At 45.4% G+C, this 15,428-nt stretch carries 10 protein-coding genes and 1 pseudogene; 2 read left to right on the plus strand and 9 right to left on the minus strand.

The window, feature by feature from the left end; genetic code table 11:
• Nucleotides 1-121: 121 nt before the first annotated feature.
• Nucleotides 122-874, plus strand: coding sequence for a YaaA family protein (locus KUA48_RS03840; RefSeq protein ID WP_153080843.1), 753 nt, complete (start codon nt 122-124; stop codon nt 872-874).
• Between the two features lie 436 nt (nt 875-1,310).
• On the opposite strand, the gene KUA48_RS03845 is transcribed toward KUA48_RS03840, so the two are convergent.
• From KUA48_RS03845 to KUA48_RS03885, 9 genes are all read right to left on the minus strand, one after another.
• Nucleotides 1,311-1,973: a hypothetical protein gene (locus KUA48_RS03845; protein ID WP_118063809.1), complete on the minus strand. Its 663-nt coding sequence runs from the start codon at nt 1,971-1,973 to the stop codon at nt 1,311-1,313.
• Nucleotides 1,974-2,376: 403 nt separating this feature from the next.
• Nucleotides 2,377-5,610: a carbamoyl-phosphate synthase (glutamine-hydrolyzing) large subunit gene (gene carB / locus KUA48_RS03850; protein ID WP_218432740.1), complete on the minus strand. Its 3,234-nt coding sequence runs from the start codon at nt 5,608-5,610 to the stop codon at nt 2,377-2,379.
• Between the two features lie 11 nt (nt 5,611-5,621).
• On the minus strand, nt 5,622-6,698 hold the full coding sequence (gene carA, locus KUA48_RS03855) for a glutamine-hydrolyzing carbamoyl-phosphate synthase small subunit (RefSeq protein ID WP_040553026.1): 1,077 nt from the start codon (nt 6,696-6,698) through the stop codon (nt 5,622-5,624).
• Nucleotides 6,699-6,773: 75 nt separating this feature from the next.
• Nucleotides 6,774-8,657 (minus strand): amidophosphoribosyltransferase, encoded by a 1,884-nt coding sequence (locus KUA48_RS03860; protein WP_006847423.1) that lies wholly within the window; start codon nt 8,655-8,657, stop codon nt 6,774-6,776.
• A 105-nt stretch (nt 8,658-8,762) separates the two neighbouring features.
• Nucleotides 8,763-10,667 (minus strand): glutamine--fructose-6-phosphate transaminase (isomerizing), encoded by a 1,905-nt coding sequence (gene glmS / locus KUA48_RS03865; RefSeq protein ID WP_218432738.1) that lies wholly within the window; start codon nt 10,665-10,667, stop codon nt 8,763-8,765.
• A 52-nt stretch (nt 10,668-10,719) separates the two neighbouring features.
• Complete coding sequence (locus KUA48_RS03870; protein ID WP_022121476.1) at nt 10,720-11,520, minus strand: polysaccharide biosynthesis/export family protein; 801 nt, start codon at nt 11,518-11,520, stop codon at nt 10,720-10,722.
• Nucleotides 11,521-11,638: 118 nt separating this feature from the next.
• Entirely contained in the window at nt 11,639-13,093 is a 1,455-nt protein-coding gene (gene pyk / locus KUA48_RS03875) for a pyruvate kinase (protein WP_218432736.1), read from the minus strand.
• 258 nt (nt 13,094-13,351) lie between these two features.
• Nucleotides 13,352-13,975 (minus strand): LemA family protein, encoded by a 624-nt coding sequence (locus KUA48_RS03880; RefSeq protein WP_228114989.1) that lies wholly within the window; start codon nt 13,973-13,975, stop codon nt 13,352-13,354.
• An 81-nt stretch (nt 13,976-14,056) separates the two neighbouring features.
• A complete protein-coding gene (locus KUA48_RS03885; RefSeq protein ID WP_218432734.1) occupies nt 14,057-14,881 on the minus strand; it encodes a TPM domain-containing protein in 825 nt (274 codons plus the stop codon).
• 155 nt (nt 14,882-15,036) lie between these two features.
• On the opposite strand from KUA48_RS03885, the pseudogene KUA48_RS03890 reads away from it, so the two are divergent.
• Nucleotides 15,037-15,333 (plus strand): annotated as a pseudogene (locus tag KUA48_RS03890) (HU family DNA-binding protein); the annotation flags it as partial.
• Nucleotides 15,334-15,428 lie beyond the last annotated feature (95 nt).

Raw genomic sequence — 15,428 nt, forward strand, 5'->3', positions numbered from 1 at the left:
AAGTACTATATAATGCTCGTTTTATAAAAAATTTTAATTTTATAGGATTTTTCTTGGCTATTTAGCATTGTATATTGATTTTTTCTTATCTTTGCAAGTACAATTCAAAAGATTGATTATTATGCAGATATTATTGGCAAATGCCAAAATCATGTTTGAGAAGGCAGACAGGAAGCCTATCTCCGTGCCACTATTCCAATCAGTTGCCAATGACTTGGCCAAAGAAATGGCAATGATGAATGTAGAGGAATTGGCTAAGCAACTGGATTGCAGCAGCAAGATTGCAATGACGAACTGGAAGCGATATCATGATTTTATGGCTGCAGAGAAGATGCCTGCTATCCTGGCTTACAATGGTCAGGCATACAAACATTTGCGTGCCAGTTCTTTGAGCGAGGAGTCGTTAGAGTATGCCCAGAAACATCTCTGGATTACCTGCTTCCTTTATGGATTGCTTCGACCGTTGGATGGCATCGTACCTTATCGTATGGAGCATTGCGTATCGCTCGAAGCTACAAACGACAAGCCTATCAATCAGTTCTGGAAAGACAAACTGACAGATGTTCTCATCGATAGTGTGAAAGCTGACGACGGTATACTCATCCATCTTTCTACAGAGGAATATGAACATCTGTTTGATTGGAAGAGAGTCTGTCAGGAGATAAAGGTCATTCAGCCACTCTTTTATGTCCGCCAGAAAGACGGCAGATTGAAGATGCAGGCTGTATGGGCTAAATCTTGCCGTGGAGCCATGGTGAGATATATCTTGAATAATCAGCTTCTTACTCCAGAGGAACTGGCAGGCTTCAGTTACGAAGGTTTTGAATATGAGCCAGAATTAGGAGAAGCTGCTTTTCCTCATTTCGTTCGTTGAAATAGAACAAAAGCAAACGAACGTTATAAAAGGAAGATGCTGTATGTTTGGATTGAATGAGAGCACCCAATATATCATAGAAGTATCATCATTTTACGATTGTACAACTAAAAAGTGTATAGTTGTACAACTAAAGAGGTTATAGTTGTACGACTAAAGAGGTTATAGCTATACGACTAAAAGGTGTTGTCACTAGGCTCAGCAGAGGTGCTGACTGCAGTCAGCAGACCTGCTGACTAGGCTCGGCAGAGCTGCTGAGCCTAGTGGCAATGTCTGAGAAGGTATATGCTTGTACTCTAAAAGACGCTTGTTCTGACTCCAGGAAACGCTTCTTTTAACTCTCGGAGACGCATCCTTCAACGAGAAGAGACGCTTTATTCAAGTTAAGGAAACGATTCCGTCAACCTAAAGAGCCGTTTCAACAACTACGTCTTAGTTACTCCTTCTTCCACAAACGATAGAGCGTTATTGGACCTTCCTTGGTAGCATACATTCTGGCAGCCGGTTCCTCACAGAGATCATTCAACACCTTATTGGCATGATAGCGGGTGACACCGAATTCACGAATCATATCCTTCACCGTGATATAACCCTGCTGCTGACAAATCTCTACAATATCAGCAAACTCCTTATCCGCCTCTTTCGGAGTAGATTTCACACTCCAATACTGTCGGCTGCAGCCATTAGAGTGACGCTTCAGCCTTTCCAGAAACTCCTTCGTGGGCTGAATTTCCAAGCCGCAGATATCCACCTCATTGGCTGGAATCAGATCCCCCTCATGATAGGTTCTTTTCCATTCGATTCCATTCTTGTCCTTATGCTTCACCATCCCCAACTTAGGCTTGACGATAAACATATCGCCTACCCTCACCTCGTTGCCCTCAGCCAAGGCATAAAGCGTTTCATCCTCCAGCGTTTCCAATGCGGAGATAAAGGACGAAACGTTCATCGCACAATGATCGCGAACACGCTTTTCCATCTTCTCCCTGTCAACGACATCCTGTTTCACGAACATCGGATGTATCTGATACTTACCGCTTTCGTCCTTCAAGGGCGTGCGATGCTCCAAATAATTGATTGAACCTGTTGCTCTAGCCATATTCTCAGTTTTTTTGATCCTTTAAAAGATTATGCGCAAATATACTGATTATTAGCGAGATAAGCAATTATTTTATGTTAACTTTGCTAAAATATAGAGTTATAAAGACATGTTTTGTGATAAAAGATAGAGTTATCAGACTCATACGAGCCATTCTAATCAAGATTATCTGTGTTAAAATTCACAAGAACACCACATTTTCATCATGCAATGAAATTTAACCAGTTTACATGTGCAAAGTTACGGATTTATTTTTGAAACAACCAAAGTTTTCACGGCTTTTTTGTTCAAATAAAAATCCCTGCCATAGGAAGCCTTTCCTACAGCAGGGATTTTTCTATTGAGAATCATCAAGAATGACTTAACTGTCAATTCTTAAACACTAATAAATAATCACTAAACATTATTTATATTCTCCCCAAGCCTTGATATCAATATCCTCCAGCTTGGTGGTGCAGAATGCATAGATGAATGCACTCGCCAGACGGCTGTTGGTAATCAATGGCACATTCAGGTCGATGGCTGCACGACGAATTTTGTAACCATTGCTCAACTCGCTGCTGGTCAAGTTCTTTGGAATATTCACTACCATATCAATCTCATGGTTGTGGAGCATCTCCAAAGCCTTAGGCGCACCGCCTTCTGCCTCCTCTGATGGCCAAAGCACACGGGTGTTCTCAATGCCATTCTCGGTGAGGAACTTGCTACTACCACCGGTTGCATACAGCTTGTAGCCATGCTTAACCAGCATCTGGGCAGCATCGAGCAAATCTACCTTCTGCTTGGCAGAACCTGTAGAAAGCAGGATGTTCTTGGCTGGAATGCGATGACCCACAGAAAGCATACTCTTCAAGAGGGCGGTAGATGTATCGTCGCCCAAGCAACCTACCTCACCCGTACTACTCATATCCACACCCAATACTGGGTCTGCCTTCTGCAGACGGTTGAAGCTGAACTGGGATGCCTTGATACCTACATAGTCGAGATCGAAGAGGTTCTTGTGTGGCTTCTCTACTGGCAAACCGAGCATTACGCGGGTAGCCAACTCGATGAGGTTGATCTTCAATACCTTGCTCACGAATGGGAATGAACGGCTGGCACGCAAGTTACACTCGATAACGAGAATATCATTGTCACGAGCCATGAACTGGATGTTGAACGGACCGTTGATATGCAACTCCTTGGCAATCTGACGACCTACTCGCTTCACACGACGAACTGTCTCAACATACAACTTCTGAGGAGGGAACTGGATGGTTGCATCGCCTGAGTGAACACCGGCAAACTCGATGTGCTCGGAAATGGCATAGGCAATCACCTCGCCATTCTTTGCCACTGCATCCATCTCAATCTCCTTGGCATGTTCGATAAACTTACTTACTACCACTGGGTGATCCTCACTTACATTGGCAGCCAACTGCAGGAATCGCTTCAGCTCTTCCTCGTTAGAACATACGTTCATCGCAGCACCAGAAAGCACGTAGCTAGGACGAACCAATACAGGGAAGCCTACACGCTCGATGAAGTTGTCGATATCCTCCATAGAGGTCAGGGCACTCCACTCTGGCTGGTTGATGCCGTTGTTGGTCAACATCTGAGAGAACTTGGCACGGTCCTCAGCGTTATCGATGTCCTTGGCAGCAGTACCCAGGATTGGCACATTCTGTGCATCCAGATGCATAGCCAGGTTGTTTGGAATCTGACCACCGGTAGATACGATGACGCCATGAGGCTGCTCCATCTCGATGATATCCATCACACGCTCGAAGGTCAACTCGTCGAAGTAGAGACGGTCGCACATATCGTAGTCGGTAGATACGGTCTCTGGGTTGTAGTTGATCATCACTGAGCGCCAGCCTTCCTTGCGGATGGTGTTCAATGCCTGAACGCCACACCAGTCGAACTCTACAGAAGAACCGATGCGGTAAGCACCCGAACCGAGTACGATGATAGAACGGTGGTCGTTCTCGAAGGTGATGTCGCTCTTCACGCCAGCGTAAGTTACATAGAGGTAGTTGGTCTGAGCAGGATACTCTGCTGCCAGGGTATCAATCTGCTTCACTACAGGCAGGATGCCATAGCTCTTGCGCTTGTTGCGAACCAGGAGGGCAGCCTTGTGCATGTTGCCCAACTCCTGCTCCAAGCCCACGGCACGGGCTACCTGGAAGTCGGTGAAACCATAAACCTTAGCGGTACGGAGCAGATTCTGGTCAAGAGTATTGATGTTGCACTTCTTCATCGCCTCGTCGATGTCGATGATATGCTTCAACTTCTCAAGGAACCACTTGTCAATCTTGGTCAAGTCGTGAATCTGATCTACGGTATAGCCCTTGTGCATTGCCTTTGAAATCACGAACACACGCTTATCTGTTGGCTCGCGCAAAGCTGCATCGATATCATCGATTTCAAGTTCCTTGTTCTCTACGAAACCGTGCATGCCCTGACCAATCATACGAAGACCCTTCTGGATGGCCTCCTCGAAGTTGCGGCCGATGGCCATTACCTCACCTACTGACTTCATAGATGAACCCAACTCCTTATCTACGCCACGGAACTTAGACAAGTCCCAACGAGGAATCTTACAAACTACGTAGTCCAATGCTGGCTCAAAGAAGGCAGATGTGGTCTTGGTTACAGAGTTCTTCAACTCGAACAGACCGTAGCCCATACCGAGCTTGGCTGCAACGAAGGCAAGAGGATAACCAGTAGCCTTAGATGCCAAGGCTGATGAACGGCTCAAGCGGGCATTCACCTCGATTACACGATAATCCTCGCTCTTAGGGTCGAAGGCATACTGCACGTTACACTCACCCACGATTCCGATGTGACGGATAATCTTGATGGCGAGGGCACGGAGCTTATGATACTCAGAATTGCTCAGGGTCTGAGATGGAGCGATGACGATACTCTCACCAGTATGGATTCCCAGTGGGTCGAAGTTCTCCATGTTACAAACTGTGATACAGTTGTCGTAACGGTCGCGAACTACCTCATACTCAATCTCTTTCCAGCCCTTCAAACTCTTCTCTACCAATACCTGTGGAGAGAAAGAGAAAGCCTTCTCAGCGAGTTTGTTCAGCTCCTCCTCGTTGTCTGCGAAACCGGAACCGAGACCACCCAAGGCGTAAGCAGCACGGATGATGACAGGATAGCCGAGTTCGGCAGCAGCCTTGCGGGCCTGCTCGATGTTCTCGCAAGCCTCGCTCTTGATGGTCTTCACATTGATTTCATCCAACTTCTCTACGAAGAGCTCACGGTCCTCAGTATCCATGATAGCCTGAACTGGAGTACCCAATACCTTGACATTATATTTCTCCAGGATGCCCTGGCGATAGAGTTCCACACCACAGTTGAGGGCTGTCTGACCACCGAAGCTGAGGAGGATACCGTCTGGATTCTCCTTCTGGATAACACGCTCTACGAAGTATGGCTGCACTGGCAGGAAGTAAATCTGGTCGGCAACACCTTCTGATGTCTGTACGGTTGCGATATTCGGGTTGATGAGCACAGTCTCGATACCTTCCTCGCGCAATGCCTTCAGGGCCTGCGAACCTGAGTAGTCGAACTCACCTGCTTCACCGATCTTCAAGGCTCCAGAACCTAAGAGGAGCACCTTCTTTATATTTTCGTCTTTCATTATTTTCCTAATTATTTAAGTGTTTCTACAAACTTATCAAACATGAACTCTGTATCCACTGGACCTGAGCAAGCCTCTGGGTGGAACTGGCTTGAGAACCAAGGGTTCACCTTGTGGCGGATACCCTCGTTAGAGCCATCATTCATATTTACAAAGAGTTCCTCCCAATCGTTGCCCAATGTCTTGGCATCAACGGCATAACCGTGGTTCTGAGAGGTGATGTAGCAATTGTTGGTTCCTACCATGCGCACAGGCTGGTTGTGTGAACGGTGACCATACTTCAACTTGTAGATAGTAGCACCGGCTGCCTTAGAAAGCAACTGGTTACCCATACAGATACCGCAGATAGGCTTGCGGCTCTGGCTAATCTGCTTGCGAATAATGTTTACTGCATCCTCGCACATATCCGGGTCACCAGGACCATTAGCCAGGAACAATCCGTCGAAGTCCATATCGGTGTAATCGTAATTCCATGGCACACGGATCACCTCTACGCCTCTGTTGATGAGGCAACGGATGATGTTTGCCTTCACACCGCAGTCAACGAGAACCACCTTCTTGCCGGCACCCTCGTTATAACGGATAATTTCCTTGCAGCTTACCTGGTCAACGAAGTTTACACCCTCATAGTTAGCCTCAGGAATGTTGTCAGGCTCATCATCAAAGAGAATCTTACCCATCATCACACCATGTTCACGAAGCACCTTAGTCAACTCACGGGTATCGATGCCTGTGATTCCTGGCACCTTTTCGCGCTTCAACCAGTCGGCAAGACTCTCCACTGCATTCCAGTGGCTGTACTGCTCGCTGTAATCATTCACGATGATGGCAGAAGCATAAATCTTGTCACTCTCCATGAAGGTTGGCAAACCATTCTCCTCGAAAGTAAATGGTGGCACACCATAGTTGCCCACGAGAGGGAATGTAAGTGTCATCAACTGACCGGCGTAAGAAGGGTCGGTCAAACTCTCTGGATATCCCATCATGGCTGTGTTGAACACAACCTCGCCCGCTACAGGAGCGTCATATCCAAAAGATTTGCCATGGAACTTGGTTCCATCGCTCAAAACTAAGGTTACTTTTTTCATATCTGACATTTGATTCTTTTATTTCATACTTATAAGAGCAAATGAATTCTTCACTCTTCGTTCTTCTCTATTCACTTATTTATGATAAACGTTTTCGATGTAGTTTACAAACGACTGGTTGCAGAGCTTCGTGCCGCCTGGGGTTGGATAATGACCGGTGAAATACCAGTCACCCTTGTGGTTTGGAATCGCCTCGCGCAAGCCCTCGATGCTCTGGAATACGAGCTGGATAGGAGTGGTCATGCCCTCTGGGCGAAGCATCTCAACAATCTTCTCGTTGATTTCCTCGGTGCTGAATGGCTTGTATATGGAGCGTACCGGATTGATCTGCTCCTCCTTTGGCTTTGCCAATTCTGCCTTGCAAGCCTCATAGGTCTGCTCGATAAGGTCTTCCATCTTGCGCTCTTTCAAAAGCTGGATGGCAGCACGGAACACGCAGAACTCTTCCAGTCTTGCCATATCAATGCCGTAGTAATCCGGATATCGGATCTGAGGGGCACTGGAAACCACTACAATCTTCTTAGGATGCAGACGGTCGAGGATGCGGAGAATACTCTCCTTCAGGGTAGTACCACGCACGATACTATCATCGATAATGACAAGATTATCCACATTCGGCTCGATGCTTCCGTAGGTTACATCATACACGTGGCTCGCCAGGTCGTTACGACTGTTGCCCTCGGTGATGAAGGTACGGAGTTTGATATCCTTCCATGCTATCTTTTCTGAGCGGACGAAGTCGCCGAGGATTTCGTATAATTCTTCTTTTGATGGAACATGGTCGAGGTTTGCAATCTGCTCTATCTTGGTCTCATTAAGATACTTCTTGAAACCGCTCAACATGCCATAGTAAGCCACCTCGGCAGTGTTCGGGATATAGCTGAACACGGTGTGGTCTACATCATAATCCACAGCCTTCAGGATAGGCTGGGTCAACTGCTCGCCCAACTGCTTACGCTCCTTATAGATATCCTTGTCGGAACCACGACTGAAGTAGATGCGCTCGAATGAGCAGGCTGAATCACCCTTCTGCTCCATGATGCGCTCGATGCTGCACTCTCCGTTCTTCTTCACGAGAAGCGCCGTGCCCGGCATCAGTTCCTGCACTTCCTCTGCCTCCAGGTCGAAGGTGGTCTGGAGTACAGGGCGCTCGCTGGCTACTACCACAATTTCATCGTTCTTGTAATAGAACGCAGGACGGATGCCCCAAGGGTCGCGCATAGAGAACATCTCGCCCGAACCGGTGATACCGCAAACCACATAACCGCCATCAAAGTTCTTCATCGTGGTCTTGAGTACATTGCTCATCTTCACGTGGTCTTCTATATAGTTGGTGATATCGGTATTCTGCATCTCCATCGCCTTAGCAGCTACGAAGTTGCGCTCCACCTCTCTGTCCAGACGGTGGCCCATCAGTTCAAGCATGATGTAGGTGTCGCTGTAGATGCGAGGACTCTGGCCCTGCTTGGTAAGTTCCTCGAAGATTTCATCTACGTTGGTCATGTTGAAGTTACCACAAAGGCAGAGGTTCTTCGCCTTCCAGTTGTTACGTCGCAGGAATGGGTGCACATACTGAATGCCACTCTTTCCAGTGGTACTGTAGCGCAGGTGTCCCATATAAAGTTCGCCTGCAAAAGGCAGTTCCTCTTTAGCGAACTTTGCATCAGCAAGCTGCTCGGGAGTCAGGCTCTTGAAGTTGGCATTCGCCTTGCCGAAGATTTCGGTCACGGCATTCTTGCCCTCTGCACGCTCACGGAACATATACTCATGACCAGGCTTACCGCCCAGTTTGACACAAGCCATACCAGCACCCTCCTGGCCACGGTTGTGCTGCTTCTCCATCATCAGATAGAGTTTGTTGAGTGCGTACATCCAAGTACCATACTTCTGCTGGTAATACTCCAGTGGCTTGAGCAATCTGATCATTGCTACACCACACTCATGTTTCAATGGTTCCATCTCTCTATTATCCTTATCTTATTTAGTTAAATTTGAATATACCTATCCGAGGGATTCCCCTCCAAAAAAAGGGAAACGTCAAGAAATGACGAATCCCTTTATATATTATTCTACAGTAACTGACTTGGCCAAATTTCTAGGTTGGTCAACGTCCTTGCCCTTACATACAGCTACATGGTAAGCCAAGAGCTGCAAAGGAATGGTAGCCAATAATGGCTCCAAGCACTCCAAGGTCTCAGGGAGTTCAATCACTTCGTCGGCAATCTTGGAAATGGTTTCATCGCCATTGCTGACAATAGCAATAACACGACCCTGACGGGCTTTGATCTCCTGAATATTAGACAAGACCTTCTCGTACATGAAGTTGTGGGTAGCAATAACTACCACTGGCATATCGCTGTCAATCAATGCGATAGGACCATGCTTCATCTCCGCTGCAGGATAACCTTCAGCGTGGATGTAGCTAATCTCCTTCAACTTCAATGCACCCTCAAGGGCCACAGGATACTGGAATCCACGGCCCAGATAGATGAAATTGCGAGCGTATGTAAACGTACGGCTCAAGTCAGCTATCTTATTGTTGAGCTTCAACACTTCCTTCATCTTGGCAGGAATGTTCCAAAGCTGTTCTGTAATCTTCTGATATTCATTTTCGCTGATGGTTCCCCTCTCCTTACCGATGGCAAGTGCCAGGAGGATAAGGACGGTAACCTGACCAGTGAAAGCCTTGGTAGAGGCAACACCAATCTCCGGACCTACGTGAATATAGGTACCTGTATCTGTCTCTCGTGCGATGGAAGAACCGATGGAGTTACAGATACCATAGATAAACGCACCGCTCTCCTTGGCAAGCTTGATGGCAGCCAGGGTATCAGCGGTTTCACCACTTTGGGAAATGGCGATGACTACATCATCCTTCGTTACCACAGGATTACGGTAACGGAATTCAGATGCATATTCCACTTCCACAGGGATGCGGCAATAGTTCTCTATCATCTGCTTGCCGATAAGTCCGGCATGCCATGATGTACCACAAGCCACGATGATGATTCGCTTGGCATTGAGAAGCTGCTGGCGATGGTCGGTAATAGAGCTGAGCACGACACCCATCTCAGTCTCCTTCTTGCTGGTTGTATCGTCGCCATCAGTCATTACGCGAGTTTCCACTGTGCGGCTAACTACACGACCACGCATACAGTTACGAAGGCACTCTGGCTGCTCAAAAATTTCCTTCAACATAAAGTGAGGGAAACCACCCTTCTCTATCTGACCGAGATCAATGTCTACGGTCTGTACCTCAGGGTTGAGTTTAACGTTCTGGATGTTCACCACCTGCAATTCCTCACCGAGGCGCATCACAGCGATGTTACCATCCTCCAGATAAACCACCTTATCTGTATATTCGATGATAGGACTGGCATCAGAACCGAGATAAAACTCACCATCCTTTCCGATACCTACAACCAACGGACTCTGCTTACGGGCAGCAATGATCTGATTAGGGTTACGCTTATCAAGAATAGCGATAGCGTAGGCTCCGATTACCTGACGGAGAGCCACCTGAACGGCAGTCAGCAAGTCGAGATTTTTCTTTATCTGAATATATTCAATCAGCTGAACGAGAACTTCAGTATCCGTCTCGCTCTTAAACTCTACTCCCTTAGCAATGAGATTCTTCTTGATATCGGCATAGTTTTCTATGATTCCATTATGAATCATGGCAAGGTTCTTGCTAGAGGAATAATGCGGGTGAGCATTTACAGCTGAAGGCTCTCCATGGGTAGCCCAACGAGTATGAGCAATACCCACATGTCCCGAAATATCCTTATCAGAGCAGAACGCTTCAAGATCTGCCACCTTACCCTTTGCCTTATATACATTCAAAGAGCCGTCATTGCCAATAAGGGCAACTCCCGCAGAATCGTATCCGCGGTACTCCAGACGCTTTAAACCTTTGATAAGAGCAGGATAAGCCTCACCCTTACCTAAATATCCTACAATGCCACACATATATATATTATTATTTTTGTAGTATCCTGATTTTACTCCCACCTATTACCTGCTATCGCAAGATATTGACAATCAATGATGCAATAGAAATCAATGTTCCAACGGCAGAGAACCACAATGTAGTAGATGAACCGATAGATGAGTTTTGAGCTTTCACCTTATTTGGTTCTACATAGATAATATCATTCTGCTGCAGATAATAGAATGGTGAATTAATAATATTTGCATCATTCAAGTTCATACGATAAGTATGCTTCTCTCCTGCTGCATCCTGACGAATCAATAATACATTGTCACGCTTACCATAGATAGTTAAGTCGCCACACTGTGCCAAAGCTTCAAGAATACTCATCTTCTCCTGTGGAGCATAAATAATTCCTGGCTTTTCTACTTCACCTAATACAGATACATGGTAACTGCCCATGCGAACCGTAACAATAGGATTTTCTTTTTCTGCCAGATAAGGCTTCACCTTATTCTTGATGAGATCTTCAGCCTGCTTCTTGGTCAAACCACCGACATGCAAGGTTCCAACAACAGGAAACTCAATATTACCATCATTATCAACCAGATATCCTTGCAGGGAACCACTACCATAACTCAGCTGTCCGCCTGTACCCAATGTTTGAGAGACAGAGAGGTTGAAAGGCATGGCAGCCTTTGGATCTGTTGTAATAACTGTAATTGTAAGTTCGTCCTTAGGCATAATCTTGGCTTCATAAAGCATTCTTGAAGCAGCCAAGCTGATAGAATCTGCATTTTGGAAATAAGCTACATTCTTAGTACTTCCACAACTGCCAAGTACTAAGAGCATAGTCAAAGCGACTAAAACTGAACTAACGAGTTTTTTCATTTTCTAAAATTTTCGTTTTAAAATATTGGTGCAAAATTACGGTATTTTTTTGAATACTGCAAATTTTTGCACCAATAATTCTACTTACGTCTATTTTTTTTTGAAATAATAGCCTTTTTTACTTATCTTCGATGCCATTTGATGGCAAATTAAAGCTATAACTGTTATCGAAAATCTTCTTCACTTTATTAATCTCAACGAAGGTTGTGCCTCCACCCTCTCCAAAGCTACCGCTCAGATAAGCAATCTTATCCTCCTCACCTAAGTAGCCTTTCTGGCGAAGCATACGTACCGCAGCAGTAAACATAGCCTTGGTAGAAACCTGATCCTTCTGATGGATTGGAATAATACCATAGCTCAAATTCAACCAGCGCTGGAGTTTCTCCTTGTAGCAGATAGCCAATACCGGATTAGGACCACGGAAGGCTGCCAGGTCGCGTGCGGTCTGACCGGTTTCACCATCAGTGATGATACCGGCTACACCCAACTTCTTTGTAGCCTCGATGGCAGCATGGGCCAGGAAGAGTTTTTGGTCAATCTTACCATCTTCCATTGGATTAATATCATTCAGTGGAGACTTATCCTTCTCTGCCTGCTCAGCAATACGAGCCATGGTCTGCACTGCCTCTACAGGATACTTTCCGCTTGCAGTCTCACCAGAAAGCATCAGCGCATCGGTGCGATAGAAGATAGCATTGGCAATATCGGTTACCTCTGCACGGGTAGGACGTGGATTCTTAATCATGGTATGCAACATCTGTGTTGCCACGATAACCGGTTTCTGCGCCTTCACACACTTAGAGATGATACGACGCTGGATGCCAGGAATTCTCTCGATTGGCACCTCGATACCCAGGTCGCCACGGGCAATCATGATACCATAGCAGGCATCAATAATCTCGTCAATATTATCTACACCTTCCTGATTTTCAATCTTAGAGATAATCTTGATATCACTGTTGTGAGCGTCCAAGATATCCTGAACAGCCTTCACGTCGGCTGCATTGCGTACAAAAGAGTGAGCAATAAAATCAATATCCAGTTCGATTGCGAGTTCAATATTTCGGCGGTCTTTCTCGGTCAGTGCAGGCAGGTCGATATGCTCTCCCGGCACATTCACGCTCTTGTGAGCACCGAGCACACCTTCGTTCTGAACCTCAGCAACCAGCATAGGACCCTGGCTGTCGATAATCTTCATATCGAGTTCACCATCATCGAAGAGCAAATCATCACCTACCTTAACATCGGCTGCGATGTCAGGATAGCTCACATTCACAATATCATGAGAAGACTCCATTTCCGGACGTCCAAAGATTTTCACTACATCACCAACATTGTAGTGGATAGGTTCCTTCACACCTGTAGTTCGCACCTCAGGACCTTTGGTATCAATCATAATACCAATATGTGGAGACACGGCTCTTACATTCTTTACGATGGTGCGTATACCCTCTTCTGTGGCATGAGCAGTATTCATACGAACAACGTTCATACCGGCGAAAAACAGTTTTCGGATAAAATCCTGATCACATCTACGATCACTGATGGAAGCGACAATCTTTGTTTGTTTCATATTTGTAATTTACCTTATTGAAATTTCAATGTTTGCGGTATTTCTACCATATTTCTTAAATTGCGTGCAAAGATACAAAGAATTTCTGAAATAAAAAACATCTGAAATACAAAATATATATAAAATATTGAGTTACTTTCAAATTGAAAGCGCATTAAACAGAAAATCTAGCCAATGGGACACTTCTCGTTCCCATTGACTAGATAACAAATCTATTAATCCCGTTGAAAAACAGGATTCTTAATGATCAATTCTAAATTAGATATCCAAATCTGGCGCCTTCTCAGCTCCTGCTGCTGCCTCAAACTTAGGCATCACATTGAAATTGAAGAGGCCGGCGATAAGGGCACTAGGCATTTTTCTAACCGTCTGATTATAGTTCTGAACGGCTTCATTATACTTGCGGCGTGCCTCGCTGATACGGTTTTCCGTACCCTCTTCCTGAACCTGAAGAGCCTTGAAGTTCTCGCTGGCTTTCAACTCAGGATATTTCTCGGCTACTACCATCAGTTTGGAGAATGCATTCGCCAACTCCCCCTGTGCTGCAGCATATTTCTTCAGGCTAGCCTCAGTAAGATTGTTGGCATCCAGCTTTACCTGACCAACAGCAGCACGAGCCTTGGTTACCTCGGCAAAGGTTTCTTTCTCATGCTTGGCATAAGCCTTTACTATCTTTGCCAACTGTGGCATCATGTCTGCACGACGCTGATACTGAGTCTGAACATTAGCCAACTCTGTGGTAGCCAACTCCTGTTTTTCTACCAATCCGTTATAACCACTGAACATCCATAGTACCAGCACAACTACGATGCCCAGGATAATCCAACTTTTCTTTATACCTCTCTTTGCCGGTTGCATGTTTGAATTCATTGTCTGTTCCATTGTCATTATTATTAATTAATTATTTACTATAAACTATTTACTATAAACTATTAACTATAAACTATTAACTATAATCAGTCATCACCATCCTCCGCCAGAGCCACCTCCGCTAAAGGTACCTCCGCCAAAAGAACCGCCCGAGAAACCGCCGCCGGAAGAACCGCCACCTCCCATAAAGAAAGGAGGTATCCAGTCATCGTCATTGTTTCTCCTACGAGACTGGTTTCTCTGATTGCTCTTCGGTCTTGGCTTCACAATACCGAGCATCTCCAGAATATACCTGATAAACAGATAGATAGGAATACCGAAGAAGATAAGGAACAGGATAATGACCAGGAACCAGTCCTCTTCGTCATTAACCGAACCTTCATCAACATCCGCAATTCCCGTCCGTCCACTTTTCACCTTATTATATATAGCACGGCTCACAGATGCTACCGCCTCGCCCGGATTGCCTTCACGCATATACTTCACGATGCAAGCCCGGGCAATATCATCACAGTCCACATCAGTCAACTCACCCTCCAGTCCACTTCCTGGAGCAATAAAGTACTTATGGTCCTCCACCGCGATGACGATAACCAGTCCTCTCCGGCTCTTCTTGTAACCGATACCATATTGGTTGCCCACATCCTGCGCCATCCGGAAGGCATCCTGGTTGTCAACCTTTCCCACAATGATGAGCACATTCTGTACGCCACACTCCAACTTCAGTTTCTGAAGATAGAAATTGGCAGAATCCTTCTGAGCCTTATCAACATATCCATCCGGGTCGGAAACATATTGCGTAGAATCCCTGAGGCAAGGAATCGGTACATTTTTCGCCGTCCAGACCTCCCCAGCCGTCAACGCCAATGCATGAAAGGCAACCATCATCAAAGCCAAAAAATATCTCTTAAATCTCATAATTTCTCTATTTTGGTGCAAAAATACGCAATAAAAACCTTATATGCAAATACTTAGAGCATTATTTTTGCAAAAAAAGCCTTAAGTATTTTGTTATATCATAAAAAACTTGTATCTTTGCACACCGAAATAAAGAATAACAAGTAAAATTAGTAAAAAATAAAGAAATGACCAAAGCAGATATCATTAATGAGGTAGCTATCGCTACTGGTATGCCTAAGAAAGAAGTAGGTACTGTAGTAGAGGCTTTTATGGAAGAGGTTAAGAAGTGCCTCATCGAAAAGAAGGACAATGTATACTTGCGTGGCTTCGGCAGCTTCAACATCAAGCATCGTGCTGCTAAGACTGCCCGTAACATCTCTAAGAATACAACCATCACGATTCCAGCTCACGACTTACCAAGCTTCAAGCCATCAAAGAGCTTCATCGAGGAGATGCAGAACGCTCAGTAATACTGCTGGACAGGAAGAGAGAAATATCATTTTTTATAATAACAATATTTTAAAATTTTAAAATCATGCCAAACGGAAAGAAAAAGAAGGGCCAC

It is taken from the genome of Segatella copri (genome assembly GCF_019249795.2).
Taxonomy (GTDB): Bacteria; Bacteroidota; Bacteroidia; order Bacteroidales; family Bacteroidaceae; genus Prevotella; species Prevotella copri_B.

What these genes read in the sequence shown, in the direction of transcription:
- KUA48_RS03840 (WP_153080843.1), top strand. Translation starts at nt 122, where the DNA reads ATGCAGATATTATTGGCAAATGCCAAAATCATGTTTGAGAAGGCAGAC.
- KUA48_RS03845 (WP_118063809.1), bottom strand. Translation starts at nt 1,973, where the DNA reads ATGGCTAGAGCAACAGGTTCAATCAATTATTTGGAGCATCGCACGCCC.
- carB (WP_218432740.1), bottom strand. Translation starts at nt 5,610, where the DNA reads ATGAAAGACGAAAATATAAAGAAGGTGCTCCTCTTAGGTTCTGGAGCC.
- carA (WP_040553026.1), bottom strand. Translation starts at nt 6,698, where the DNA reads ATGAAAAAAGTAACCTTAGTTTTGAGCGATGGAACCAAGTTCCATGGC.
- KUA48_RS03860 (WP_006847423.1), bottom strand. Translation starts at nt 8,657, where the DNA reads ATGGAACCATTGAAACATGAGTGTGGTGTAGCAATGATCAGATTGCTC.
- glmS (WP_218432738.1), bottom strand. Translation starts at nt 10,667, where the DNA reads ATGTGTGGCATTGTAGGATATTTAGGTAAGGGTGAGGCTTATCCTGCT.
- KUA48_RS03870 (WP_022121476.1), bottom strand. Translation starts at nt 11,520, where the DNA reads ATGAAAAAACTCGTTAGTTCAGTTTTAGTCGCTTTGACTATGCTCTTA.
- pyk (WP_218432736.1), bottom strand. Translation starts at nt 13,093, where the DNA reads ATGAAACAAACAAAGATTGTCGCTTCCATCAGTGATCGTAGATGTGAT.
- KUA48_RS03880 (WP_228114989.1), bottom strand. Translation starts at nt 13,975, where the DNA reads ATGGAACAGACAATGAATTCAAACATGCAACCGGCAAAGAGAGGTATA.
- KUA48_RS03885 (WP_218432734.1), bottom strand. Translation starts at nt 14,881, where the DNA reads ATGAGATTTAAGAGATATTTTTTGGCTTTGATGATGGTTGCCTTTCAT.